General features: G+C 73.0%; 22 protein-coding genes and 1 pseudogene. 20 read left to right on the top strand and 3 right to left on the bottom strand.

Annotated features, from left to right (window positions below):
* Nucleotides 1-22: 22 nt before the first annotated feature.
* The 10 genes from hydA to IAG42_RS06500 all read left to right on the top strand — a co-directional run bounded on the left by hydA (nt 23) and on the right by IAG42_RS06500 (nt 9787).
* The gene (hydA, locus tag IAG42_RS06545; RefSeq protein ID WP_188336074.1) at nt 23-1429 is read left to right on the top strand and encodes a dihydropyrimidinase; all 1407 of its coding nucleotides are present in this window, start codon (nt 23-25) and stop codon (nt 1427-1429) included.
* A 17-nt stretch (nt 1430-1446) separates the two neighbouring features.
* On the top strand, nt 1447-2466 hold the full coding sequence (locus IAG42_RS06540) for a TIGR03842 family LLM class F420-dependent oxidoreductase (protein WP_188336073.1): 1020 nt from the start codon (nt 1447-1449) through the stop codon (nt 2464-2466).
* A gap of 167 nt (nt 2467-2633) precedes the next feature.
* Complete coding sequence (locus IAG42_RS06535) at nt 2634-4157, top strand: NCS1 family nucleobase:cation symporter-1 (RefSeq protein ID WP_188336072.1); 1524 nt, start codon at nt 2634-2636, stop codon at nt 4155-4157.
* 415 nt (nt 4158-4572) lie between these two features.
* On the top strand, nt 4573-4791 hold the full coding sequence (locus IAG42_RS06530; protein ID WP_188336071.1) for a hypothetical protein: 219 nt from the start codon (nt 4573-4575) through the stop codon (nt 4789-4791).
* Entirely contained in the window at nt 4788-5693 is a 906-nt protein-coding gene (locus tag IAG42_RS06525; RefSeq protein WP_188336070.1) for a sigma-70 family RNA polymerase sigma factor, read from the top strand. The genes IAG42_RS06530 and IAG42_RS06525 overlap by 4 nt, the downstream gene beginning before the upstream one ends.
* Nucleotides 5690-6568 (top strand): hypothetical protein, encoded by an 879-nt coding sequence (locus IAG42_RS06520; protein ID WP_188336069.1) that lies wholly within the window; start codon nt 5690-5692, stop codon nt 6566-6568. Before IAG42_RS06525 ends, IAG42_RS06520 begins: the two co-directional genes overlap by 4 nt.
* Before the next feature lie 67 nt (nt 6569-6635).
* Nucleotides 6636-7331 (top strand): VanZ family protein, encoded by a 696-nt coding sequence (locus tag IAG42_RS06515; protein WP_188336068.1) that lies wholly within the window; start codon nt 6636-6638, stop codon nt 7329-7331.
* A 9-nt stretch (nt 7332-7340) separates the two neighbouring features.
* Nucleotides 7341-8042, top strand: coding sequence for a response regulator transcription factor (locus tag IAG42_RS06510; protein ID WP_188336067.1), 702 nt, complete (start codon nt 7341-7343; stop codon nt 8040-8042).
* Entirely contained in the window at nt 8035-9147 is a 1113-nt protein-coding gene (locus IAG42_RS06505) for a sensor histidine kinase (protein WP_188336066.1), read from the top strand. Before IAG42_RS06510 ends, IAG42_RS06505 begins: the two co-directional genes overlap by 8 nt.
* 10 nt (nt 9148-9157) lie before the next feature.
* Nucleotides 9158-9787, top strand: a complete 630-nt coding sequence (locus IAG42_RS06500; protein ID WP_188336065.1) for a VOC family protein — start codon at nt 9158-9160, stop codon at nt 9785-9787.
* A gap of 27 nt (nt 9788-9814) precedes the next feature.
* Here IAG42_RS06500 and IAG42_RS06495 read toward each other — a convergent pair whose 3' ends face one another.
* A complete protein-coding gene (locus IAG42_RS06495; protein ID WP_188336064.1) occupies nt 9815-10480 on the bottom strand; it encodes a hypothetical protein in 666 nt (221 codons plus the stop codon).
* Nucleotides 10481-10861: 381 nt separating this feature from the next.
* Between IAG42_RS06495 and IAG42_RS06490 the strand changes: the two are divergent.
* The 9 genes and pseudogenes from IAG42_RS06490 to IAG42_RS06450 form a co-directional block, all read left to right on the top strand.
* A pseudogene (locus IAG42_RS06490) lies at nt 10862-10966 on the top strand (DNA-binding response regulator); the annotation flags it as partial.
* Between the two features lie 9 nt (nt 10967-10975).
* Entirely contained in the window at nt 10976-11512 is a 537-nt protein-coding gene (locus IAG42_RS06485; RefSeq protein ID WP_188336063.1) for a DUF4232 domain-containing protein, read from the top strand.
* Nucleotides 11513-11615: 103 nt separating this feature from the next.
* Nucleotides 11616-12020 carry a cold-shock protein gene (locus tag IAG42_RS06480; RefSeq protein ID WP_188336062.1) on the top strand — a complete coding sequence of 135 codons (405 nt, stop codon included), beginning with the start codon at nt 11616-11618 and terminating at the stop codon, nt 12018-12020.
* A gap of 139 nt (nt 12021-12159) precedes the next feature.
* The gene (locus IAG42_RS06475; protein ID WP_223205886.1) at nt 12160-14007 is read left to right on the top strand and encodes a gamma-glutamyltransferase family protein; all 1848 of its coding nucleotides are present in this window, start codon (nt 12160-12162) and stop codon (nt 14005-14007) included.
* Nucleotides 14008-14117: 110 nt separating this feature from the next.
* A complete protein-coding gene (locus IAG42_RS06470) occupies nt 14118-14981 on the top strand; it encodes an inositol monophosphatase family protein (protein ID WP_188336061.1) in 864 nt (287 codons plus the stop codon).
* 79 nt (nt 14982-15060) lie between these two features.
* Entirely contained in the window at nt 15061-16473 is a 1413-nt protein-coding gene (locus IAG42_RS06465) for a phytoene desaturase family protein (protein ID WP_188336060.1), read from the top strand.
* Nucleotides 16470-17003 carry an O-acetyl-ADP-ribose deacetylase gene (locus tag IAG42_RS06460; RefSeq protein WP_188336059.1) on the top strand — a complete coding sequence of 178 codons (534 nt, stop codon included), beginning with the start codon at nt 16470-16472 and terminating at the stop codon, nt 17001-17003. Before IAG42_RS06465 ends, IAG42_RS06460 begins: the two co-directional genes overlap by 4 nt.
* A 172-nt stretch (nt 17004-17175) precedes the next feature.
* Nucleotides 17176-18642 (top strand): AlkA N-terminal domain-containing protein, encoded by a 1467-nt coding sequence (locus IAG42_RS06455; RefSeq protein ID WP_188336058.1) that lies wholly within the window; start codon nt 17176-17178, stop codon nt 18640-18642.
* A gap of 11 nt (nt 18643-18653) precedes the next feature.
* Nucleotides 18654-19145, top strand: coding sequence for a methylated-DNA--[protein]-cysteine S-methyltransferase (locus IAG42_RS06450; RefSeq protein ID WP_188336057.1), 492 nt, complete (start codon nt 18654-18656; stop codon nt 19143-19145).
* Between the two features lie 4 nt (nt 19146-19149).
* Here the strand turns inward: IAG42_RS06450 and IAG42_RS06445 are convergent, their stop codons facing one another.
* Nucleotides 19150-19890 (bottom strand): SIR2 family NAD-dependent protein deacylase, encoded by a 741-nt coding sequence (locus IAG42_RS06445; protein WP_188336056.1) that lies wholly within the window; start codon nt 19888-19890, stop codon nt 19150-19152.
* A gap of 63 nt (nt 19891-19953) precedes the next feature.
* Nucleotides 19954-20445: an NUDIX domain-containing protein gene (locus IAG42_RS06440; RefSeq protein WP_188336055.1), complete on the bottom strand. Its 492-nt coding sequence runs from the start codon at nt 20443-20445 to the stop codon at nt 19954-19956.
* Between the two features lie 211 nt (nt 20446-20656).
* Here IAG42_RS06440 and IAG42_RS06435 point away from each other — a divergent pair, with 211 nt between their 5' ends.
* Complete coding sequence (locus IAG42_RS06435; protein WP_188336054.1) at nt 20657-21808, top strand: glycerate kinase; 1152 nt, start codon at nt 20657-20659, stop codon at nt 21806-21808.
* Nucleotides 21809-21871 lie beyond the last annotated feature (63 nt).

Here is a 21871-nt window from a genome sequence, read left to right as displayed (position 1 = left end):
ACCGACGTTCCTGGAGGAGAGCATGAGCGCCGTCCGTACCGTCGTCCGCGGCGGACTCGTCGTCACCGCCGCCGACGAGATGCACGCCGACGTCCTGATCGAGGACGGCCGCGTCGTCGCCCTCGCGGCCACCGGCAGTGACACCGCCGCGTCCTGGACGGACGCGCGCGTCATCGACGCGAGCCAGAAGTACGTCATCCCGGGCGGCGTCGACGGGCACACCCACATGGAGATGCCGTTCGGCGGCACGTTCGCCGCCGACACCTTCGAGACGGGGACCCGCGCCGCCGCCTGGGGCGGCACCACCACCATCGTCGACTTCGCCATCCAGACCGTGGGCCACAGCCTGCGCGAGGGCCTCGACGCCTGGTACGCCAAGGCCGACGGCAACTGCGCGATCGACTACGGCTTCCACATGATCGTCTCCGACGTGAACGACGACACGCTCAAGGAGATGGACCTCCTCGTCAGCGAGGGCGTCACGTCGTTCAAGCAGTTCATGGCGTACCCGGGCGTCTTCTACTCCGACGACGGGCAGATCCTGCGCGCCATGCAGCGGGCCGGCGAGAACGGCGGCCTCATCATGATGCACGCCGAGAACGGCATCGCCATCGACGTCCTCGTCGAACAGGCCCTGGCCCGCGGCGAGACCGACCCCCGCTACCACGGCGAGGTCCGCAAGGCGCTCCTGGAGTCCGAGGCCACCCACCGTGCCATCAAGCTCGCCCAGGTCGCCGGCGCCCCCCTCTACGTCGTCCACGTCTCCGCGCAGGAGGCCGTCGCCGAGCTCGCCCGGGCCCGCGACGAGGGCCTCCCCGTCTTCGGCGAGACCTGCCCCCAGTACCTGTTCCTGTCCACGGACAACCTCGCCGAGCCCGACTTCGAGGGCGCCAAGTACGTGTGCTCGACGCCCCTGCGGCCCAAGGAGCACCAGGCGGCCCTGTGGCGCGGCTTGCGCACGAACGACCTCCAGGTCGTCTCCACCGACCACTGCCCCTTCTGCTTCACCGGCCAGAAGGAGCTGGGCCGCGGCGACTTCTCGAAGATCCCCAACGGCATGCCCGGCGTCGAGAACCGCATGGACCTGCTCCACCAGGCCGTCGTCGACCGGCACATCACCCGGCGCCGCTGGATCGAGATCGCCTGCGCCACCCCGGCCCGCATGTTCGGCCTCTACCCCAAGAAGGGCACCATCGCGCCCGGCGCCGACGCCGACCTCGTGATCTACGACCCGCACGCCGAGCAGACCATCAGCGCCGCCACCCACCACATGAACGTCGACTACTCGGCGTACGAGGGCAAGCGGCTGACCGGGCGCGTCGAGACCGTCCTCTCGCGCGGCGAACCCGTCATCACCGAACGGGAGTTCACCGGGCGGGCCGGCCACGGCACGTACACCCCGCGCGGCACCTGTCAGTACCTGAACTGAAAGAGCTAGGGAAGCCCATGGACTTCGGACTCGTCCTGCAGACCGACCCGCCCGCCTCCGCCGTCGTCGACCTGATGCGCCGCGCGGAGGACGTCGGATTCACGCACGGATGGACCTTCGACTCGTGCGTGCTGTGGCAGGAGCCGTTCGTCATCTACAGCCGTATCCTCGCCGAGACCCGGCACCTGAAGGTCGGGACCATGGTCACCAATCCCGGGACCAGGACCTGGGAGGTGACCGCCTCCACGTTCGCCACCCTCAACGACATGTACGGCAACCGCACCGTGTGCGGCATCGGCCGCGGCGACTCCGCGATGCGCGTCGCCGGACGCAAGCCCAACACCCTCGCCCGGATCAGCGAGGCCATGAAGGTCATCCGGGCGCTGGGCCGCGGCGACGAGGCCGACCTCGGCGGCACCGTCGTGCGCTTCCCCTGGGTCGGCGAGGGCGCCGAGGTGCCGGTGTGGATGGCCGCGTACGGGCCCAAGGCCCTCAAGATGGCCGGCGAGGAGGCCGACGGATTCATCCTCCAGCTCGCCGACCTCTTCCTCACCGAATGGATGGTCAAGGCCGTGCGCGACGCCGCCGCGGCCGCCGGACGCGACCCGTCCGAGGTGAAGATCTGCGTCGCGGCCCCCGCCTACGTCACCGAGGACGACTCGCCCGAGGCGCTCGCCCACGCCCGCGAACAGTGCCGCTGGTTCGGCGGCATGGTCGGCAACCACGTCGCCGACCTCGTCTCCCGCTACGGCGCCCACTCCGGCATGGTGCCCGACGCCCTCACCGACTACATCAAGGCCCGCGAGGGCTACGACTACTCCCACCACGGCCGCACCGACAACCCGGACACCGCGTTCGTGCCCGACGAGATCGTCGACAGCTTCTGCCTGATCGGCCCGCCGTCGGCGCACATCGAGAAGCTGAACGCGCTGCGCGCCCTCGGCGTCGACCAGTTCGCCGTGTACGCCATGCACGACGCGAAGGAGGCGGTGATCGATCTCTACGGCCGGGACGTGATCCCGGCGGTGAACGCGTGAGCGGGCCCGAGCGGGCCTCCGACTTATCCCCGACCGCACCACCCGCACCGCTGGTAAAACCTGTGCCAGGCACGGCAGTTCACGGCTTCCCCACGGCCATCCCGTATCCCCGTCCTCCCAGGGCCCCGCCCACCCGCCGGGGCCCGCCAGTGAACGGACTGCTGCCCATGACCGACACCGTCCCACCGGCCCCGCCGTCCTCCGCCCCCGCGGTCGAACTGACCGCCGACACCTACCCGGCCGGCAGCCGCTACGCCAACGAGGACCTGCGGCCCGTCCCGCTCGCCGAACGCCGCTGGACCACGTACAACTTCGTGGCCCTGTGGATCGGCATGGCCCACTGCATCCCGTCCTGGACGCTGGCCTCCGGGCTCGTCGCGCTCGGCATGGACTGGAAGCAGGCGGTCCTCACGATCGCCCTCGCCAACGTCATCGTGCTCCTGCCGATGCTGCTCACCGGCCACGCCGGGCCCAAGTACGGCATACCCTTCCCGGTCCTCGCGAGGGCCGGGTTCGGCATCCGCGGCGCCAACCTGCCCGCCATGGTGCGGGCGGCCGTCGCCTGCTGCTGGTTCGGCATCCAGACCTGGATCGGCGGCCAGGGCATCTTCGTCCTGCTCGGCAAGATCTTCGGCGGCTGGGCCGGAGCCTCGGAGGTCGGCGGCTACCCGTGGACCCTGTGGCTGTGCTTCGTCGTCTTCTGGGTGCTCGAACTCGCCATCATCTACCGGGGGATGGACACCCTGCGCCGCTTCGAGAACTGGGCGGCGCCCTTCGTCCTCGTCGGCGCCGTCGTCCTCCTCGTCTGGATCGCGAACAAGGCGGGCGGCTTCGGCCCGCTGCTCCACGAGCCGTCCAAGGTCGGCTGGGGCCCGGACTTCTGGAAGGTCTTCTTCCCCGGCCTCATGGGCATGATCGGCTTCTGGTCGACCCTCTCCCTGAACATCCCCGACTTCACCCGCTTCGGGAAAGGGCAGCGCGCCCAGGTCTGGGGCCAGACCCTCGGCCTGCCCACCACCATGACCCTCTTCGCCCTGATGTCCGTCCTCGTCACGGCCGGTTCGGAGAAGGTCTACGGGGCGGCGATCTGGGACCCGGTCGCGCTCGCCGGCAAGACCGACAACGTCTTCGGACTGCTCTTCGCCCTCATCACCGTCTTCGTCGCGACGATCTCCGTGAACATCGCGGCGAACGTCGTGTCCCCGGCCTACGACCTCGCCAACCTCGCGCCCAAACTCATCAGCTTCCGCACGGGCGCGATCATCACCGGCGTCATCGGTGTCCTCGTCATGCCGTGGAAGCTGACCTCCACGCCCGAGCTGTACATCTTCACATGGCTCGGCGTCGTCGGCGGCCTCCTCGGCACCGTCGCCGGCATCCTCATCGCCGACTACTGGATCATCCGCCGCACCGTCCTCCACCTCGCCGACCTGTACGTGGCCGGCGGCCGCTACTGGTACACGGGCGGCTGGAACTGGCGAGCCGTCGCCGCGTTCCTCATCGGCGGCGTCCTCGCGGTCGGCGGCTCCTACTCGACCCTGGACGCGAAGGGCCACAAGGCGGGCCCCTTCCCCGTGGACGGCCTGATCCCGTTCCTGAAACCCCTGGCCGACTACGGCTGGGCGGTGGGCCTCGCGGCGTCGCTCGTCGTGTACGTGGTGCTGATGGCGGGGCGGCGCACGGTGCGGTGAAGCCGGGCCGCGACTCCTGTGGGCCCGCTCTCGCCCGATCGTCGGAAACGGCCGGGCGAGAGCGGTGTGCCCGCTCCCCACTGCTCGGCACGGGAGCAAGCCCTTCCGGATGGAAGGCCGACGCCGATGGCGTCCACCTCCATTGGACGGGGCCGGGGGGAGGAGCGCAAGGAAAGCCGGGAACTTCCACCCGGGCGAGTCGGCTTGCCCACAACGGTTCGGGATCGTCCGTTCGCTGATCGCGGTGTGGCCGTCAATGTTCCGTGAATTCATGATCGGCTGGCATACCAACTTCCCTTCCCTCCATGCTGGTTGCCCTCTCCAGGAGTCGGACGGCACCCGGCTCCCGGAGAGCTCCCGCGGTTTCCGGATGGGGTGCGGGGCTCGAACAAGGCCGATTCGATGAGGAGTTGGTATGAAGGGCAAACAGGCAGGGCTTGTCGCTGCCACGGTGGCGGTGCTCGTCTGGAGCATCGTCCTGGTCGCGCTGGGGCAGGTGGCGGCTGTCGCCACGCTCGCGCCGGCGCTGGGGCTGACCATCCAGCAGATAGTCCAGGCCTCGCGGGGAGATCACACCCGGGCCAGGGCCGAACTCGGGGCGGCACTCCACGACAAGGAGGGGCACGCCCCGTGACGAGCCCCACGACCCCGACCCCGCCGGTCTCGTCCGGTCGGCCCCACGCCCGGCCCGGGCGCAAGCTCGGGCCCATAGCCGACAGCGTCGGCAGCGCTCACCGTGCATGGCTGGAACCGGTTCGCGAGGCTCACCTCGCCAGCGGCCAGACCCTCGGCGACCTCAGCCTGCGCGTGACGCTGGCCAAGTCCAAGCTCTCCGAACTTCTGCGGGGCACCGGGCTCTACCCCCGCTGGGAGATCGTGCTGAGCCTGGCGGCTGTACTGGACTTGCCCGACTGGCCGTTGCACCGGCTCTGGCGGCAGGCGGCCCTGGAGGCGCACAAGAGCCCTGAATGGGTCGAGCGGTCCGGCGAGAGGACGGCCCTGACCACCTCACCCGCGGCCCAGCCCCTGGACCACGCCGCGTTCTGTGAGCTCGTCGAGCAGCACTATCTGCGGTACGCCCGCTGCTTCCTCGACGACCGGCTCAGCGATCTCGCGGTCGCCGACTCCTTCGCCATCCTCTGGCTGTGCTGGAACAACGCCCTCGCCAGCCCGGACACGCGGCGTTACGGCTGGGACGTCGTACGGGCCACCGTCATGTCCCGTACCCACCACCTGGACGGCAGGCCGGAACTCGGACCGGCCGCCTTCGACACCGTCGCGCTGCGGGCGGCGGAGACCGACGAGTCCAGAGAGTCCCAACTGGCCGAGACGCTGCGACTGTTCAGGGCGATCAGCCATCTCCCGGCCCACCAGCAGGACGTGATCGTCCTGCGGCACCTCTGCGGCCTGTCCACCCGGCAGACCTCGGCGCTGCTGGGCATCTCCCTCGCAGCCGTGAGGTCGGACGAACGTCACGCCCGCAGATTCCTGGAGACCCACTGCCCGCCGACTGTCGAAGGGAACCCTTCACCATGAGTCACATCGACGAACTCCTGTCCAGGGCGCTCCTTGTCCGCGAGCGAAGCGTCCCTTGTGACGTCGTCCCGTCCGGCCCTGTCGCCGTCGACCCCGGACATGCACGGCACCACGGTGGAACACCGGCGGCCGACCGGGCCGCCGAGGATCTGCGCGCACTCTGCGAGACGGTCGTCACCCACACGCCGGCCTCCGCGGTGGCCGACTTCGTCACCGACCAGGTTCCTCAGCCGCGCAGCGCTCTCGTCCTGGCCTGTGTGCTGCAACTGACGGACACCCACGACGGCGCCCGGTCGTGGTGGGAGTACGCCGCCGGCGCGGGACAGTCCGCCGCCGCCTACTGCCTCTACCTCCACCACCTCGCGCTCGGCGAACGGGACACCGCCGACTGGTGGCACACGCAGACCGCCGAGGCCGAGTGCCCACCCTCCGGCGATCCCCGAGGGGTGGCACCGGCGCTTCCCGAGCCCGAGGGCGAGACAGCCGCCGCCGAGTGGCAGGCCGGACTGCACCAGATCGACCCGTCCACCACCGGCACGGTCCTGCGTGTCCTGCGGCAGCTCGCCGGCGCGGCGCAGCGACCACGCTCCGCGGTGGTCAGCGATCTCATGGCCTACATTCCCACGGCGGTCGCGTCCGGCTATCTCAGGGAGCCGGACATGGACCTGCCCATGCCGGGATCGGAGTTCGCGGAGCGGATCAACACACTGGTCGACTGCGGCACCGACCGGCCCGCGGGGGTCGCGGCGACCGGTCTCCCGGCGCGTCCGCACCGGGAGGTCTCCGCCCGGCGGCGCGGCGTCGGCGCTCGCCCGGCGGCAGAGACCGCCGAGCGGCCGCTGCGCCCCACCTGTGGCGAGCCCGCCGGCAGATGAGGTGTTGTCGTCCGCGTATCGAAAACCGCATACGCCCCCGCAACAGCCCGCCCTCTCCAATGGAGGCATGAATCACGAGACGACTCTGAGCGTGCCGCCGTCGCCCGGCCGGGTCCGCAGGTTTCTGGGGCCCGGTCTCGCGGTCGGTGTGCTCGCCGCCGTGCTGGTCGTGCTGCGCGGGCCGCTGATGATGGCCGCCCCGGCGTGCGTGGCCGGGCGGTGGCAGGGCTGCTTCGGCACCTTCAACGGCGTGGTGCTCATGACGCTCGTGCTGTTGCCGGTGGCCCTGCTCGTCGCGTGGGTGCTCGCTCGGCGGCGCCGAGCGGCCGGGGTGCCCGACGCGTGGCGGATCTCGCTGGCCGAGGTGGGCATGGTGCACGGGACGCTGCCGTTCCTGTGGATGACCCTGATGCCGGGCGGCGAGGTCGGCGTCGCGCCGCCCCGGGTGAGCCTGGTGCCGCTGCGCGACCTCGTCACGATGGGACCGCTCGGCATCGGCGGCAACCTCCTGGTCCTCGCCTCGCTCGGCTTCTTCGCCCCGATGCGCTGGGCGGCCGTCGCGACCCTGCCGCGGATCCTCGCGCTCGGCGCCGGCTGCTCGGTCCTGATCGAGACCGCCCAGTACGTGTTCCGCCTCGACCGCGTGTCCTCCGTGGACGACGTCCTCGTCAACGCGGCGGGCGCCGTGCTCGCCGGCCTCGCCTCCCGCCGCCTGTGGCGCACCCGGAGCGCGCATACGGCGGCGATACGCGCCGCTGCTTAGGCTGCGGACATGCGCGTACTGATCGTGGAGGACGAGCCCTACCTCGCCGAGGCCGTCCGGGACGGGCTGCGTCTGGAGGCGATCGCCGCCGACCTCGCGGGCGACGGGGACACCGCCCTCGAACTGCTCGACGTCAACGCCTACGACGTCGCAGTCCTGGACCGCGACATCCCCGGGCCCTCCGGCGACGAGATCGCCCGGCGCATCGTCGCCTCCGGCAGCGGCATCCCGATCCTCATGCTCACCGCCGCCGACCGCATCGACGACAAGGCCTCCGGATTCGAGCTCGGCGCCGACGACTACCTCACCAAGCCGTTCGAGCTGCGCGAACTGGTGCTGCGGCTGCGCGCCCTCGACCGCCGGCGCGCGCACTCCCGGCCACCCGTCCGGGAGATCGCGGGACTGCGCGTCGACCCGTTCCGCCGCGAGGTCTTCCGCGACGGGCGGCACGTCGCGCTCACCCGCAAACAGTTCGCCGTCCTCGAGGTCCTCGTCACCGCCGAGGGCGGTGTCGTCAGCGCCGAGGAACTCCTGGAGCGGGCCTGGGACGAGCACGCCGACCCGCTCACCAACGCCGTCCGCATCACCGTCTCCGCCCTGCGCAAACGGCTCGGCGCGCCCTGGGTCATCGCCACCGTGCCCGGCGTCGGCTACCGCATCGACACGGGCGGCCCCGGCACGGGCGCCGGCACCGGCGGCACCGATGGCTAGGCGCCCCCGACTCAGCGCCCGGATGAAGCTCACCCTGAGCTACGCCGGGTTCCTCGCCGTCGCGGGCGCCCTCCTGATGGCCGTGGTGTGGATGTACCTGCTGCGCTACGTCCCGGACAAGGACAAGGGCCTGCTCGGGATCTCGCCCAACCGCTACCTGCTCGTCCGCATCTTCTTCCCCCGGGCCGCCGTGGCGATGGGCTGCCTGCTCGTCCTGGGCCTCGTCGGCGGCTGGCTCCTCGCCGGACGGATGCTCGCACCGCTCACCAGGATCACCGACGCGGCACGCACCGCCGGGACCGGATCCCTGTCCCACCGCATTCACATGACGGACCGTCAGGACGAGTTCCGCGAACTCGCCGACACCTTCGACGCCATGCTCGAACAGCTCGAGTCGCACGTCGCCGAACAGCAGCGGTTCGCCGCGAACGCCTCGCACGAGCTGCGCACCCCGCTCGCCGTCACCCAGACCCTCCTCGACGTCGCCCGCCGCGACCCCACCCGGGACAGGGAGGAGGTCCTCGCGCGCCTGCAGTCCGTCAACACCCGCGCGATCGACCTCACCGAGGCCCTCCTGCTGCTCAGCCGCAGCGACCGTGGTCACGTCACCCGCGAACGTGTCGACCTCTCCCTCGTCGCCGAGGAGGCCGTCGAGACGCTGCTCCCGCTCGCCGAACAGCGCGGCACCACCCTCGACGTCACCGGCTCGCCGACCCGCACCGACGGCTCCCCGGAACTCCTGCTCCGCATGACGACGAACCTGGTCCAGAACGCGGTCGTGCACAACCTCCCCACCGGCGGCACCGTGACGGTCCACACCGCGCAGGACGGTGACACGAGCGTGCTGACGGTCGAGAACACCGGCCGCCCGGTCCCCGCGGATCTGCTGCCCACCCTCACCGAACCCTTCCAGCGCGGCACCGAACGCGTCCGCACCGGCGAACACCCCGGGGTCGGCCTCGGCCTCGCCATCGTGCACAGCGTCGTCCGCGCCCACGACGGCACCCTCGACCTCACCGCGCGCCCGACCGGCGGCCTCCTCGTCATGGTCCGGCTGCCGATCCGGTCAGGAATCGAGAAGCACGGACCACACCTGCCCGCCTAGCGTGAAGCGCATGAACTCCCTCGCAGCCCTCACCATCGAAGCGACCGACCCCGCGTCCGCCGCCACCTTCCTGACCAGCGCCTTCGGCCTCGACCCGGAGCAGATCCGGGTCCGCGCGGCCGAGGCCCCGAGCGACGGGTTCCGCGGCTTCACGCTGTCGCTGACCGCCGCCCAGCCCGCCGACGTCGACCGTCTCTTCGAGGCCGCCCTCGCCGCCGGCGCCACCGCGCTCAAGCCCGCCGGCAAGTCCTTCTGGGGCTACGGCGGCGTCGTCCGGGCCCCCGACGGCACCATCTGGAAGCTCGCCAGCTCGGCGAAGAAGAACACCGGACCCGCCACGGGCGCGATCGACGACGTCGTGCTCCTGCTCGGGGTCGAGGACGTCAAGGCCAGCAAGCAGTTCTACGTGGAACAGGGCCTCGCGGTGGCCAAGAGCTTCGGCGGCAAGTACGTCGAGTTCACCGCCGCGCCCGGCACCGTCAAGCTCGCCCTCTACAAGCGGTCCGCCCTCGCCAAGGACGCCGGGGTGCCCGCCGACGGCTCCGGCTCGCACCGCGTCGTGCTCGGCGGCACGGGCGGCCCGTTCACCGACCCCGACGGCTTCGCCTGGGAGACCGCCTCACTCACCGCGGCACCCTGAACCGGACGACCGGACGACCGGGCTCGCTCAGCCCTTGCCGGAGCCGAGCCCGGCGACCGCGTCCCGCGCCGCTTGTATCGCGCCCCCGGTCATGGTGTCGGCCGACGGCGCGCCCTTGGACTCGAAGTCGCTGCCGTTGAAGGTGACCGTCACCAGGACGTTCCCCTTGCGCACCGCGACGACGGCCTCCCGGGTCTCCTGGCCGTCCTTCTTCATCAGCTCGGTCGTCAGCCGGGCCTCGTCCCCGATGTCCTGCGCCTTCGCGCCGGAGTCGGCCCCGGCGGCCTCCCCGGCGGAGGCGAACAGCTGCTTGGCCAGGGCGTCGGAGCCCTTCACCTCGAAGGTGACGTCCAGCCAGCGGTAGTCGTACCCCTTCAGGGCGCTCCACGAGCAGCCGCGCCGCACCTTCGCGTCCGTCGCCGACAGCTCCTTGCCCGCCGCCTTCGCCCCCGGCACCAGCGCCGCGACCGTCTTCGCGGTCACGGTGCCGCACGGCACGGGCGGCTCGGCGTACGTCTTGGCCGCCACCTTGGCACTGGGACTCCGCGGCGCCGATGACTGCGGCGCCGCTTTGTTCTCGGTGTCGTGCGGCGGGGACATCGGGCCGGTGGAGTACGCCCAGCCGGCACAGGCGAGCACGGCGACGGGCAGCAGCCGGACGGTCAGGGCGACCGGGAGCGGCAGAGAACGCACGGTGTACGTCCTTACGTCGGGGGGTGGGGGACGTCAGTCTCACACGAGTTGCCGCGCGGGTATACGCCCACTTCCGTCACATCCGCATCACACTGCGGCATCGTCCGCGGACAGCAGCGCCTGCACCGGCAGCGCCGACTCGATCCGGTCGACGGCGGCGAACGCGCCGTACGCGATCAGGTGCACCAGACAGTGGTCCGTGCACCCTTCGTCGCGGCGGTGCGCAGCGCGTCGTGGGCGGCCCCGAGGGTGGTGCCCCGCCGCCCGCGCGGGAGCGGCGCCCGGCGCGTCCTGGAGCGGGAGCGAGGCGCCCGGCGCGTGCTCGGCAGCCGGTCCTTGGTCAGCGCCGACACGATCCGGTTGATGGAGTGGACGGACAGCGCCATGACCAAGCTCGGCGCCCGCGACCGCGCCCAACTCGTCGTGTTCGCCTACGAGTCGGGCCTCGTCACCGCCCGGACCCGGGGCGCCGGCAGCGCTCCGTAGGATCACCGCATGACGACCCGACGCCTCGCCTCGCTCGCCGCGGCAGCGCTGCTCCTGGCGGGCTGCGACAGCGCCGCACGGCCCGACACCATCGAGGTGGCGCCGAGCACCCGCCCCTGCCCCGACTCCGGCATCCGGCTGACCACGGGGCGCACCGAGGCGGCCGCGGGCCTGCGCGCCCTGAGCGTCACCCTCACCAACTGCGGCCGGACCACCGTCGAGCTGAACGGCTACCCGCGCCTGACCCTGCTCGACGCCGACGGCGAGCCCGTCGAGCACGTCACCGTCCTCGAAGGCACCGACGAGATCACCACCGGCATCCGCGACAACGGCCCGCACCGCATCACCGTGCGCCCCCACGCCGGCGCCGTCACCAGCCTCGTCTGGCGCAACACCTACGACGACCTGACCCGGCCCCCCGTCACCGCGCCCCACGCCAGGATCGACCCGGGCCTCGGCCGCGGCACGACCACGCTCACCCCGTACGCGCCCTTCGACCTCGGCAGCACCGGGAAGCTCGGTACCACCGCCTGGAAGCCCGCGTGACACCCCCGCCCTGACGCACACCCGGGACCGGGCCCGCTAGGATCCGCAGAAATCGGTGCGGACACGGACGGCTGGTCCGCCGAGGTGGTTGGGGGTGGTCGGCATGACGGCCGGTCGAGTGGTGCGCTTCGACGGACAGCGCGGGTACGGGTTCATCGCGCCGGACGACGGCGGCGAGGACGTCTTCCTGCACGTGAACGATCTCCTCATCCCCGAGTCGTATCTGCGCACGGGCCTGAAGGTCGAGTTCGAGATCGAGGACGGCGACCGCGGCCCCAAGGCCTCGTCCGTGCGCCTCGCCGAGGGCGCGACCGCCCCGGCCCCGGGCCGGCACACGGCCGCCGAGGGCGACGACGTCCTGTGCGACGTGCTGCGCGTCGACGAGTTCACGAACGAGATCACCGAGCTGCTGCTGCGCGCGGCCCCCTCCCTCACCGGCGAGCAGATCCTCGCCGTGCGCCGCGAACTGGTGCAGAACGGCCGCAAGCACGGCTGGGTCGACAGCTGACCGGAGGCCCTGCCGGCACCGCGCCCGGCCGGCGCGGCGAGACGGTCCGGGATCCGGACACGTCCCTTGTCGCGCACGGGGGACGAGCCATACGTTCCGCTTGTTCGCCGCACGCCGCCGCGCAGCACGAGGAGCCTTCTTGTTCACGACCCGGCCGACTCTGCAGGGCACCTTCGGCATGGTGTCCTCCACGCACTATCTCGCCTCCCAGTCCGCGATGGCGGTCCTGGAGCGCGGGGGCAACGCGTACGACGCCGCGGTCGCCGCGGGCTTCGTGCTGCACGTCGTCGAGCCGCACCTGAACGGGCCCGCGGGCGAGGTGCCGATCATCCTCGCCCCGGCCGGCGGCGAGGTCCGTGTGCTGTGCGGACAGGGGGTCGCCCCGGCCGGCGCCACCGTCGCCCACTACCGCTCCCTCGGCCTCGACCTGGTCCCCGGCACCGGCCCCCTCGCGGCCGCCGTCCCCGGAGCCTTCGACGCCTGGATGCTGCTCCTGCGCGACCACGGGACCATGGAGCTCGCCGACGTCCTCGCGTACGCGATCGGATACGCGCGCGACGGCCACGCCCCCGTCGAGCGGGTCGGCGAGACCGTCGCGACGGTGCGCGAACTGTTCGAGACCGAATGGCCGTCCTCCGCCGAGATCTACCTCGTCGACGGCGCGCCCCCGCGCCCCGGCGAACTGCTGCGCAACCCGCAGCTCGCCGCCACCTGGCAGCGGCTCGTGGAAGAGGCCGAGGAGGAGGCGGGCGGAGCCGGACGCGAGGCCCGGATCGAGGCCGCCCGGCGCCTCTGGCGCGAGGGCTTCATCGCCGAGGCCCTGGTCCGGCAGGCGGGCCGCCCCACCCTGGACACCAGCGGCGCCCGCCACACCGGCACCCTCACCGCCGCCGACCTCGCCTCCTGGGAGGCGTCCTACGAGGCGCCCGCCACCTACGACTGGCGCGGCTGGACCCTGTGCAAGGCCGCCGGCTGGAGCCAGGGCCCGGCCTTCCTCCAGCAGCTCGCCCTGCTCCCGCCCGAACTGCCCGCGTACGGCTCGGCCGACTGGGTCCACCTGCTCGTCGAGGGCTGCAAGCTCGCGATGGCCGACCGCGAGGCCTGGTACGGGGACGCCGCCGAGGTCCCCGTCGACGCCCTCCTGTCCGACGCCTACAACACCGCCCGGCGCGCCCTCGTCGACCCGGAGAAGGCCTCGTACGAACTGCGCCCCGGCAGTCCGCTGGGGGAGGAGCCGCGGCTGAGCGCGCACGCCCTCGCGGTGGCCTCCGGAGCGGGCGAGTTCGACGTGCCGGGCGTCGCGGGCGCCGGCGAACCGACGGTCGCCAAGAGCCCGACGTCCCCGGTGCCGGGCGAGCCCGACGTGCGCGAGGACGGACTGACCCGCGGCGACACCTGCCACCTCGACATCGTCGACCGCTGGGGCAACATGGTCGCCGCGACCCCCTCCGGCGGCTGGCTCCAGTCCAACCCCGTCGTGCCCGAGCTCGGCTTCCCGCTCGGCACCCGGCTCCAGATGACCTGGCTGGAGGAGGGCCTGCCGAACTCGCTGACCCCGGGCCGCCGCCCCCGCACCACGCTCACCCCCTCGCTCGCCCTCAAGGACGGCGTCCCCGTCATGGCGTTCGGCACGCCCGGCGGCGACCAGCAGGACCAGTGGCAGGTGCACTTCTTCCTCGCGGTGGCGCTGCGCGACCGTGTGCGCGGAGGGCTCGACCTCCAGGGCGCGATCGACGCCCCGAACTGGCACAACGACTCCTTCCCCGGTTCCTTCTTCCCGCGCGGCATGCGCCCGGGATCGGTCACCGTCGAGTCCCGCACGGACGCGGAGGTCGTCGCCGAGCTGCGCCGGCGCGGCCACGACGTGACCGTCGGCGACGCCTGGTCCGAGGGCCGGCTGTGCGCCGTGGCCCGCGACCCGCGCACCGGAGTCCTGTCGGCCGCCGCGAACCCGCGCGGCATGCAGGGCTACGCCGTCGGACGCTGACCGCCGCGGGCACGGGACGGGTCGGCGGTGGAACCGCGATTTCAAGGCGATTCCACCGCCGGTTCACCCCGCGGGAACGCGATGTCAGCGGGGCGTGTTCTCATGGAGGCATGATCGAAACCATCACGGAAAGCATCGACGACTTTCTGTCCCGCCATGTCACCGACCGGCTCGCCACGGACGTCGAGCGCATCGTCCGCGCCGCGGCCGCCGCCGAGATCACCCCGCGCTTCCGGCAGCTCGCCGCCCACGAGATCGAGCAGAAGAGCGCCCCGCACGACCTCGTCACCGTCGCCGACAAGCGCGCCGAGGAGTACCTCACCCGCGAGCTGCCCGCCCTGCTGCCCGGCTCCGTCGTGGTCGGCGAGGAGGCCGTCGCCGCCGACCCGACGACGTACGAGGCGCTGCGCGGCTCCGCCCCCGTCTGGATCGTCGACCCCGTCGACGGCACCCGCCAGTTCGTCCACGGCGACCCCGGCTTCTGCACCCTCGTCGCCCTCGCCCTCGACGGTGTCGTCCTCGCCTCGTGGACGTACGCGCCGGCCCTCGGTGAGATGGCCGTCGCCGTCCGCGGCCGCGGCGCCCGGCTCGACGGCGAGCTGCTCGTCGCCGGTTCCCCGGCCCCCGGCGAGGACCTGCGCATCGCCACCTCGCACCCCGACTACACGACGGACGACCAGAAGCGCGCCCTGCTCGGCCTGCGCGCGGACGGCTTCGCGCCGCGCCCGTGCGGCTCGGCCGGCCTGGAGTACCTCGCGGTCGCCCGCGGCGCGCTCGACGCCACCGCGTTCAGTTGGGAGCTGGCCTGGGACCACGCCGCGGGGCTGCTCCTCGTCGAGGAGGCGGGCGGCGCCCACCTCACCGGCGCGGGCGTCCCCTTCGCCGTGACCGGCGGCAATGTGCTGCCCTTCACGGCGGCCCGGGACGCCGCCACCGCGCGGCGCGTGGCGGGAGCGCTCTCGGCCGGGGCCTGACCCCGGCGCTGTCGGCACCCCGGCATATCCTGGGCGGGCAGTGGCCGTCGGCTGACGAAGGAGTCCGAAGGTGCCGTCGATGTTCGATGCCGTCGTGGTGGGTGCGGGGCCGAACGGGCTGACCGCTGCCGTCGAACTGGCCAGGAGAGGCTTCTCCGTGGCGCTGTTCGAGGCGCGGGACGCGATCGGCGGCGGAGCGCGCACCGAGGAACTGACGCTCCCCGGCTTCCGCCACGACCCCTGCTCGGCCTCCCACCCCCTCGGCATCAACTCCCCGGCGTTCAGGGCGATGCCGCTGGACCGGTACGGCCTGGAGTGGGTGCATGCCGACCTGCCCATGGCGCACCCGTTCCCCGACGGCACCGCGGCCGTCCTGTCCCGTTCCGTCGCGGAGACCGCCGCCTCGTTCGGGCCGCGCGACGCGGGCCCGTACCGCCGCCTGGTCGAGCCGCTCCTGCACCGCTGGGACACCCTCGTACGGGACTTCATGTCGCTGCCGCTGAGTTCGCTGCCCCGCGACCCCGTCGGCCTCGCCCGCTTCGGGGTGAACGGACTGCTGCCCGCGAGCCGGCTCATGCGGCGCTTCCGCGACGAGCGGGCGCCCGCCCTCTTCTCCGGTCTCGCCGCGCACACCATCGCCCCGCTGAACGGCCTCGCGACCGGCGGCATCGGCCTCGTCTTCGCCCTCGCCGCGCACGCCCGGGGCTGGCCCGTCGCCCGCGGCGGTTCCCAGGCCGTGTCCGACGCGCTCGCCGCGTACCTGAAGGACCTCGGCGGCGAGATCCACACCGGCTACGAGGTCAAGCGGCTCGACGACCTGCCGCCGGCCCGTGCCTACGTCTTCGACACCTCGCCCACCGCCCTCGCGCGCATCGCGGGGCTCGGCCGCTACTACGACCGGTTCCGGTACGGGGCCAGCGTGTTCAAGGTGGACTACGCGCTCGACGGGCCGGTGCCGTGGACCGCGAAGGAGGCCCGGTCCGCGGGCACGGTCCAGGTCGGCCCGTACCGCTCCGACATCGGGCGGGCGCTGCGGGAGGCCTCCGGCGGGGAGCGGGCGCCCGAGACGCCGTTCCTCATCACCGTGCAGTCCAGCCTCGCCGACCCGACGCGGGCGCCCGAGGGCAAGCACACGTTCTGGGCGTACGGGCACGTGCCGAACGGGTGGGACGGGGACCTGACCGACGCGATCGAGCGCCAACTGGAGCGGTTCGCACCCGGGTTCAGGGATCTCGTGCTGGCCCGCGCGACCATGGGGCCGCCCGAGCTCGCCGCGCGCAACGCCAACTACGTGGGCGGGGACATCGCCGCCGGGGCCGCGGCCGGGCTCCAGGTCCTCCTGCGGCCCAAGCTGTCCCTCTCCCCGTACACGACCCCGCACCCGGCGGTCTTCATCTGCTCCTCGTCCACGCCGCCCGGCCCCGGCGTGCACGGCATGTCGGGGCACAACGCGGCGAAGGCCGTCTGGCGGAGACTGAGGGACCGGTCATGAACACACGCGACACACGGATCACGCTCGTACGGGGCGACATCACCGAGCAGGAGGTCGACGCGGTCGTCAACGCGGCGAACTCCTCGCTGCTCGGAGGCGGCGGCGTCGACGGGGCCATCCACCGCAAGGGCGGGCCGGAGATCCTCGCGGACTGCCGCGCCCTGCGGGCCTCGCACTACGGGAAAGGACTGCCGGCCGGGCGGGCCGTCGCGACCACGGCGGGGCGGCTGCCGGCCCGCTGGGTCATCCACACGGTCGGTCCCCGCTGGTCCGCCTCGGAGGACCGGAGCGCGGTGCTGGAGTCCTGCTACCGGGAGTCGCTGCGGGTGGCCGGGGAGCTCGGGGCGCGGAGCGTGGCGTTCCCGGCGATCTCCACCGGCATCTACGGGTGGCCCCTGGAGGACGGGGCTCGGGTCGCCGTGACGGCGGTGCGGGACTTTCTGGGAGCCGGCAGGGCGGGGCTGGACGAGGTCCGGTTCGTGGTCTTCGACGAGCGGGCGTTCGAGGCGTTCTCGGCGTATGTGAGCTGAGCGCCGCAGGGGTGCCCTCCGTTGCCGGGTACGGGTACGGGTGCGGGTGAGTCGTGGCTGGTCGCGCAGTTCCCCGCGCCCCTCAACGCACACTTCGTGCGCCCCCGGGACGCTCACGTTCATGTCGGATTCTCGCCAGCCAAGGGCTTTCTCCGTGACCGATGCTGGAGACATGTACACCGATACCGAGCGGTGCGTGCGGGCCGTGCAGGCCAAGGACAGCCGGTTCGACGGCGTGTTCTTCACCGCCGTCGTGACGACCCGGATCTACTGCCGGCCGGGCTGCCCCGCCGTACCGCCCCGGCCCCGGAACATGGTGTTCTACCCGAGCGCCGCCGCCTGCCAGCAGGCCGGGTTCCGGGCCTGCAAGCGCTGCCGGCCCGACTCGACCCCGGGCTCGCCCGAGTGGAACCAGCGCGCGGACCTCACCGCCCGCGCCATGCGGCTGATCGGCGACGGCGTCGTCGACCGCGAGGGCGTGCCCGGCCTCGCGCGCCGGCTGCGCTACAGCGAGCGCCAGGTCGAGCGCCAGCTCCGCGCCGAGCTGGGCGCGGGCCCGCTCGCCCTGGCCCGCGCCCAGCGCGCCCAGACCGCCCGGCTGCTCATCGAGACGACGGGCCTCGCGATGGCCGACATCGCGTTCGCCGCCGGATTCGCCTCGGTCCGCTCCTTCAACGACACGGTCCGAGAGGTCTTCGCCCTGTCGCCGAGCGAACTGCGCGACCGGGCGCCACGAGCGCGGACCGGGGCTCCCGGGGCCATCACCCTGCGCCTGCCGTTCCGCACGCCACTGAACCCCGACAACGTCTTCGGCCACCTCGCCGCCACCGCCGTGCCCGGCGTCGAGGAGTGGCGCGACGGGGCGTACCGGCGCACGCTGCGGCTCCCGTACGGGTACGGGATCGTGGCGCTGACCCCCGGCCCCGAGCACATCGGCTGCCGGCTGATCCTCACCGACCAGCGCGACCTCACCGTCGCCATCAGCCGCTGCCGCCGCCTGCTCGACCTCGACGCCGACCCCGTCGCCGTCGACGACCAGCTGCGCGCCGACCCGCTGCTCGCCCCGCTCGTCGACAAGGCGCCGGGACGCCGGGTGCCGCGCACCGTCGACGAGGCGGAGTTCGCGGTGCGCGCCGTGCTCGGGCAGCAGGTGTCCACGGCGGCCGCCCGTACCCACGCTGCCCGGCTGGTCCGCGCCCACGGAGACCCGGTCGAGGACCCCGAGGGCGGCCTCACGCACCTCTTCCCGACCCCGGACGCGCTCGCCTCCCTCGACCCCGAGTCCCTCGCCCTGCCCGGCACCCGCCGCACCACCCTGCTGACGCTCGTACGGGAACTGACCGACGGGGGGCTCACGTTGGGACCCGAGTCGGACTGGGACGAGGCGCGGGCGGCGCTCGCCGCACTGCCCGGCTTCGGCCCCTGGACCATCGAGGCCATCGCCATGCGGGCCCTCGGCGACCCCGACGCCTTCCTGCCCACCGACCTCGGCATGCGCCGCGCGGCGCGGCAGCTGGGCCTGCCGCACACCCCGGCCGCGCTCACCGCGCGCGCGGCGGCCTGGCGGCCCTGGCGCGCCTACGCGACCCAGTACCTCTGGGCCACCGACGACCACCCCATCAACTTCCTGCCCGCGTGAGGGAACGCACCATGGACCAGCTCAGGCAGCACACCGTCATTGACACCCCGTACGAACCGTTCACCCTCGTCGCCACCGACGGTGTGCTGTCCGGCCTCTACATGACCGGCCAGCGCCACCGTCCGGCCGAGGAGACCTTCGGCGAGCGCGACGAGCGGCCCTTCGGTGCCGTCGTCGAGCAACTGGAGGCCTATTTCCAGGGCGAGCTGAAGGAGTTCGACCTGCCGCTCGACCTGCACGGCACCCCGTTCCAGCGGTCCGTGTGGGAGCGGCTGCGGCAGATCCCGTACGGCGAGACCCGCACCTACGGCGAGCTCGCGGAGGCGCTCGGCAATCCGGGGGCCTCCCGCGCGGTCGGCCTCGCCAACGGGAAGAACCCCGTCGGCGTGATCGTGCCCTGCCACCGGGTGGTCGGCGCCGACGGCAGCCTCACCGGCTACGGAGGCGGCCTGACCCGCAAGCGCCGCCTGCTCGACTTCGAGCGCGGCACCGCCCTGTTCTAGCCCGTCAGCCCTCGACCAGTTCCCGCAGCAGCCGGGGCAGCGCCGTCCCGATCGGTTCGCGTACGACCGTGTCGGCGACGTCGTCGTACGGCGTCGGCTCCGCGTTCACCACCACCAGGCGCGCCCCCTGCTCGGCGGCAAGACCGGCCAGGCCCGCCGCCGGGTGCACCTGGAGACTGGAGCCGACCGCGAGGAACACCTGGCACGCCTTCGTGATCGCGGCGGCCTCGCCGATCACCATCGGATCGAGCCGCTCGCCGAACATCACCGTCGCCGGCTTGAGGATGCCGCCGCACGCCGGGCAGCCCGGGTCGTCCTCGCCGGCCTCGACCCGGGCGAGGGCCGCCTCCATGGGCCCGCGCTCGCCGCACGCCGTGCAGACGACGCGGCGGGTCGACCCGTGCAGTTCGATCACCTTGCGCTCGGGCAGCCCGGCGCGCTGGTGCAGCCCGTCCACGTTCTGCGTGACGACCCGCACCGGGACCCCGGACGCCGCCAGGTCCACGATCGCGTGGTGCGCCGCGTTCGGCTCGGGGTTCAGGGCGCCGGTCCGCAGACGCATCAGCCAGGAGCGGCGCCTGATCTCCGGGTCGTTCATGTAGTACTCGTACGTGACGAGCTTCTCGGCGTCCGGATCCTCGCGCCACAGCCCCTTCGGCCCGCGGTAGTCGGGGATGCCGGAGTCGGTGCTGATGCCGGCGCCGGTCAGCAGGGCGACGAGGGGTTTTCCGGTCGAGGCGCTCATGGGGACAGATCAGACCAGGCAGCCGGGCCGGCGTCCACCGATTTCGGACGCCGGCGGCCGAGGTCAGCCGACGGGCCGCCCGCTCTCGAGCTCGACGGTGCCGGATCCGGAGGACAGGACGTCCAGGGCGTTGGTGACCCGGCCGTGCAGCGTGCCGAGGAGGTAGGTGTCCAGCTCGTCGTGCGGGACGAACCGCCACGACAGCAGCTCCTCCTCCTGGAGCCGGATCGCGGCGATCCGCTCGGCGTCCAGCACCCCGCCGTCGTAGAGGTAGGCCACGATCGGCGGCCGCCCCGGGCCCGGCACCCAGTCCACGACGAGCAGCCGCCCGAGGTCCACGTCGAGCCCGATCTCCTCCAGCGTCTCGCGCCGGGCGCCCTGCCGGGGCGTCTCCCCGTCGTCCGACTCCACCGTGCCGCCGGGCAGCGCCCAGCCCTCCCGATAGTTCGGCTCGACCACCAGGACGTGCCCGCGCTCGTCGCGGAACAGCGCGGCGGCGCCGACCAGCACACGGGGGAGTCCGGCGATGTACGTGGCGTAGTCCAGGGTGCTCATCCGGCTCAGCCTAGCGAGCGACGGCGTCGTTTGATCGATCGTTTTCCAGATCCGGACGCCCTACTGTGTACGTATATCCACTGAGTTATCCGGGCGAGTCGGCGTCCCGCGAGGCGGACGACCATGGGCAGGGAGCCCCTCCTGCGGTTAAGGTCGCAGCGGCGCGACTGCCTTGTTTCGAGCAAGGCCCGAACAGCAAGGGGAGAGCAAGGTGGCGGACGCTGCACAGGCCGCGCGGCACGTGTTGATCGCGGCGGACAAGTTCAAGGGCTCGCTGACCGCGGTGCAGGTCGCACAGCGTGTGACGGCGGGACTGCGCCGGGTCGCGCCCGACGTCGAGGTCGAGGCGGTGCCGGTCGCCGACGGCGGTGACGGGACCGTCGCGGCGGCCGTCGCGGCGGGCTTCGAGCGCCGCGAGGTCGAGGTGACCGGACCGCTCGGCGAGAAGGTCACCGCGGCGTACGCGCTGCGCGAGGGCACCGCGGTCGTCGAGATGGCGGAGGCCTCGGGCCTCCAGCTCCTGCCGGAGGGCGTCTTCGCCCCGCTGACGTCGACCACGTACGGATCCGGCGAGGTGCTCCTCGCCGCGCTCGACGCGGGCGCGCGCAGCATCGTCTTCGGCGTCGGCGGCAGCGCCACGACCGACGGCGGCGCCGGCATGCTCGCCGCGCTCGGCGCCCGCTTCCTGGACGCGTCCGGGGACCCGGTCGCGCCCGGCGGCGGCCCGCTGGCCACGCTGGCCTCGGCCGACCTGTCGGGCCTCGACCCGCGCCTCGCCGACGTCGAGATCGTGCTCGCCAGCGACGTGGACAACCCGCTGACGGGCCCGAAGGGCGCGCCCGCGGTGTACGGCCCGCAGAAGGGCGCGACGCCCGAGGACGTGGCCGAGCTGGACGCCGCCCTGGACCACTTCGCGAAGGTGCTCGGCGAGTCCGTCGGGCCCGCCGCGCTCGAGTACGCGGCGTCGCCGGGGGCGGGTGCCGCCGGCGGCATCGGGTACGGGGCGCTCGTCGGCCTCGGCGCGAGCTTCCGGCCCGGGATCGAGGTCATGCTCGACGTCCTCGGGTTCGCGCCGGCGCTCGCGAAGGCGACGCTGGTGATCACCGGTGAGGGGTCGCTGGACGAGCAGACCCTGCACGGGAAGGCGCCGGCGGGGGTCGCGGCGGCGGCCCGGGCGGCCGGGATCGAGGTCGTCGCGGTGTGCGGGCGGCTGGCCCTGCCGCCGGAGGCGCTCGGCCGGGCCGGTATCCGCCGGGCCTACGCGCTCACCGACCTGGAGCCGGATGTGGCGCGCTGCATCGCCGAGGCGGGGCCCATCCTGGAGGACGTGGCGGAGCGCATCGCGCGAGATTTCCTGAGCTGAGGCCGACTCGGCTCCTCGCCGTAGCTCCGCCGGTCCCGTCACCGTCCGCGGCCCGGTGGGGCG

Source organism: Streptomyces xanthii, from assembly GCF_014621695.1.
Classification (GTDB): Bacteria; Actinomycetota; Actinomycetes; order Streptomycetales; family Streptomycetaceae; genus Streptomyces; species Streptomyces xanthii.
The sequence above is the reverse complement of the archived record's forward strand: the minus strand, read 5'-3'. Positions and strand labels throughout refer to the sequence as shown.

Excerpts from the sequence above, each read along its gene's own strand:
- hydA (WP_188336074.1), top strand. The coding sequence starts at position 23 with ATGAGCGCCGTCCGTACCGTCGTCCGCGGCGGACTCGTCGTCACCGCC.
- IAG42_RS06540 (WP_188336073.1), top strand. The coding sequence starts at position 1,447 with ATGGACTTCGGACTCGTCCTGCAGACCGACCCGCCCGCCTCCGCCGTC.
- IAG42_RS06535 (WP_188336072.1), top strand. The coding sequence starts at position 2,634 with ATGACCGACACCGTCCCACCGGCCCCGCCGTCCTCCGCCCCCGCGGTC.
- IAG42_RS06530 (WP_188336071.1), top strand. The coding sequence starts at position 4,573 with ATGAAGGGCAAACAGGCAGGGCTTGTCGCTGCCACGGTGGCGGTGCTC.
- IAG42_RS06520 (WP_188336069.1), top strand. The coding sequence starts at position 5,690 with ATGAGTCACATCGACGAACTCCTGTCCAGGGCGCTCCTTGTCCGCGAG.
- IAG42_RS06515 (WP_188336068.1), top strand. The coding sequence starts at position 6,636 with ATGAATCACGAGACGACTCTGAGCGTGCCGCCGTCGCCCGGCCGGGTC.
- IAG42_RS06510 (WP_188336067.1), top strand. The coding sequence starts at position 7,341 with ATGCGCGTACTGATCGTGGAGGACGAGCCCTACCTCGCCGAGGCCGTC.
- IAG42_RS06505 (WP_188336066.1), top strand. The coding sequence starts at position 8,035 with ATGGCTAGGCGCCCCCGACTCAGCGCCCGGATGAAGCTCACCCTGAGC.
- IAG42_RS06500 (WP_188336065.1), top strand. The coding sequence starts at position 9,158 with ATGAACTCCCTCGCAGCCCTCACCATCGAAGCGACCGACCCCGCGTCC.
- IAG42_RS06485 (WP_188336063.1), top strand. The coding sequence starts at position 10,976 with ATGACGACCCGACGCCTCGCCTCGCTCGCCGCGGCAGCGCTGCTCCTG.
- IAG42_RS06480 (WP_188336062.1), top strand. The coding sequence starts at position 11,616 with ATGACGGCCGGTCGAGTGGTGCGCTTCGACGGACAGCGCGGGTACGGG.
- IAG42_RS06470 (WP_188336061.1), top strand. The coding sequence starts at position 14,118 with ATGATCGAAACCATCACGGAAAGCATCGACGACTTTCTGTCCCGCCAT.
- IAG42_RS06465 (WP_188336060.1), top strand. The coding sequence starts at position 15,061 with ATGTTCGATGCCGTCGTGGTGGGTGCGGGGCCGAACGGGCTGACCGCT.
- IAG42_RS06460 (WP_188336059.1), top strand. The coding sequence starts at position 16,470 with ATGAACACACGCGACACACGGATCACGCTCGTACGGGGCGACATCACC.
- IAG42_RS06455 (WP_188336058.1), top strand. The coding sequence starts at position 17,176 with ATGTACACCGATACCGAGCGGTGCGTGCGGGCCGTGCAGGCCAAGGAC.
- IAG42_RS06450 (WP_188336057.1), top strand. The coding sequence starts at position 18,654 with ATGGACCAGCTCAGGCAGCACACCGTCATTGACACCCCGTACGAACCG.
- IAG42_RS06445 (WP_188336056.1), bottom strand. The coding sequence starts at position 19,890 with ATGAGCGCCTCGACCGGAAAACCCCTCGTCGCCCTGCTGACCGGCGCC.
- IAG42_RS06440 (WP_188336055.1), bottom strand. The coding sequence starts at position 20,445 with ATGAGCACCCTGGACTACGCCACGTACATCGCCGGACTCCCCCGTGTG.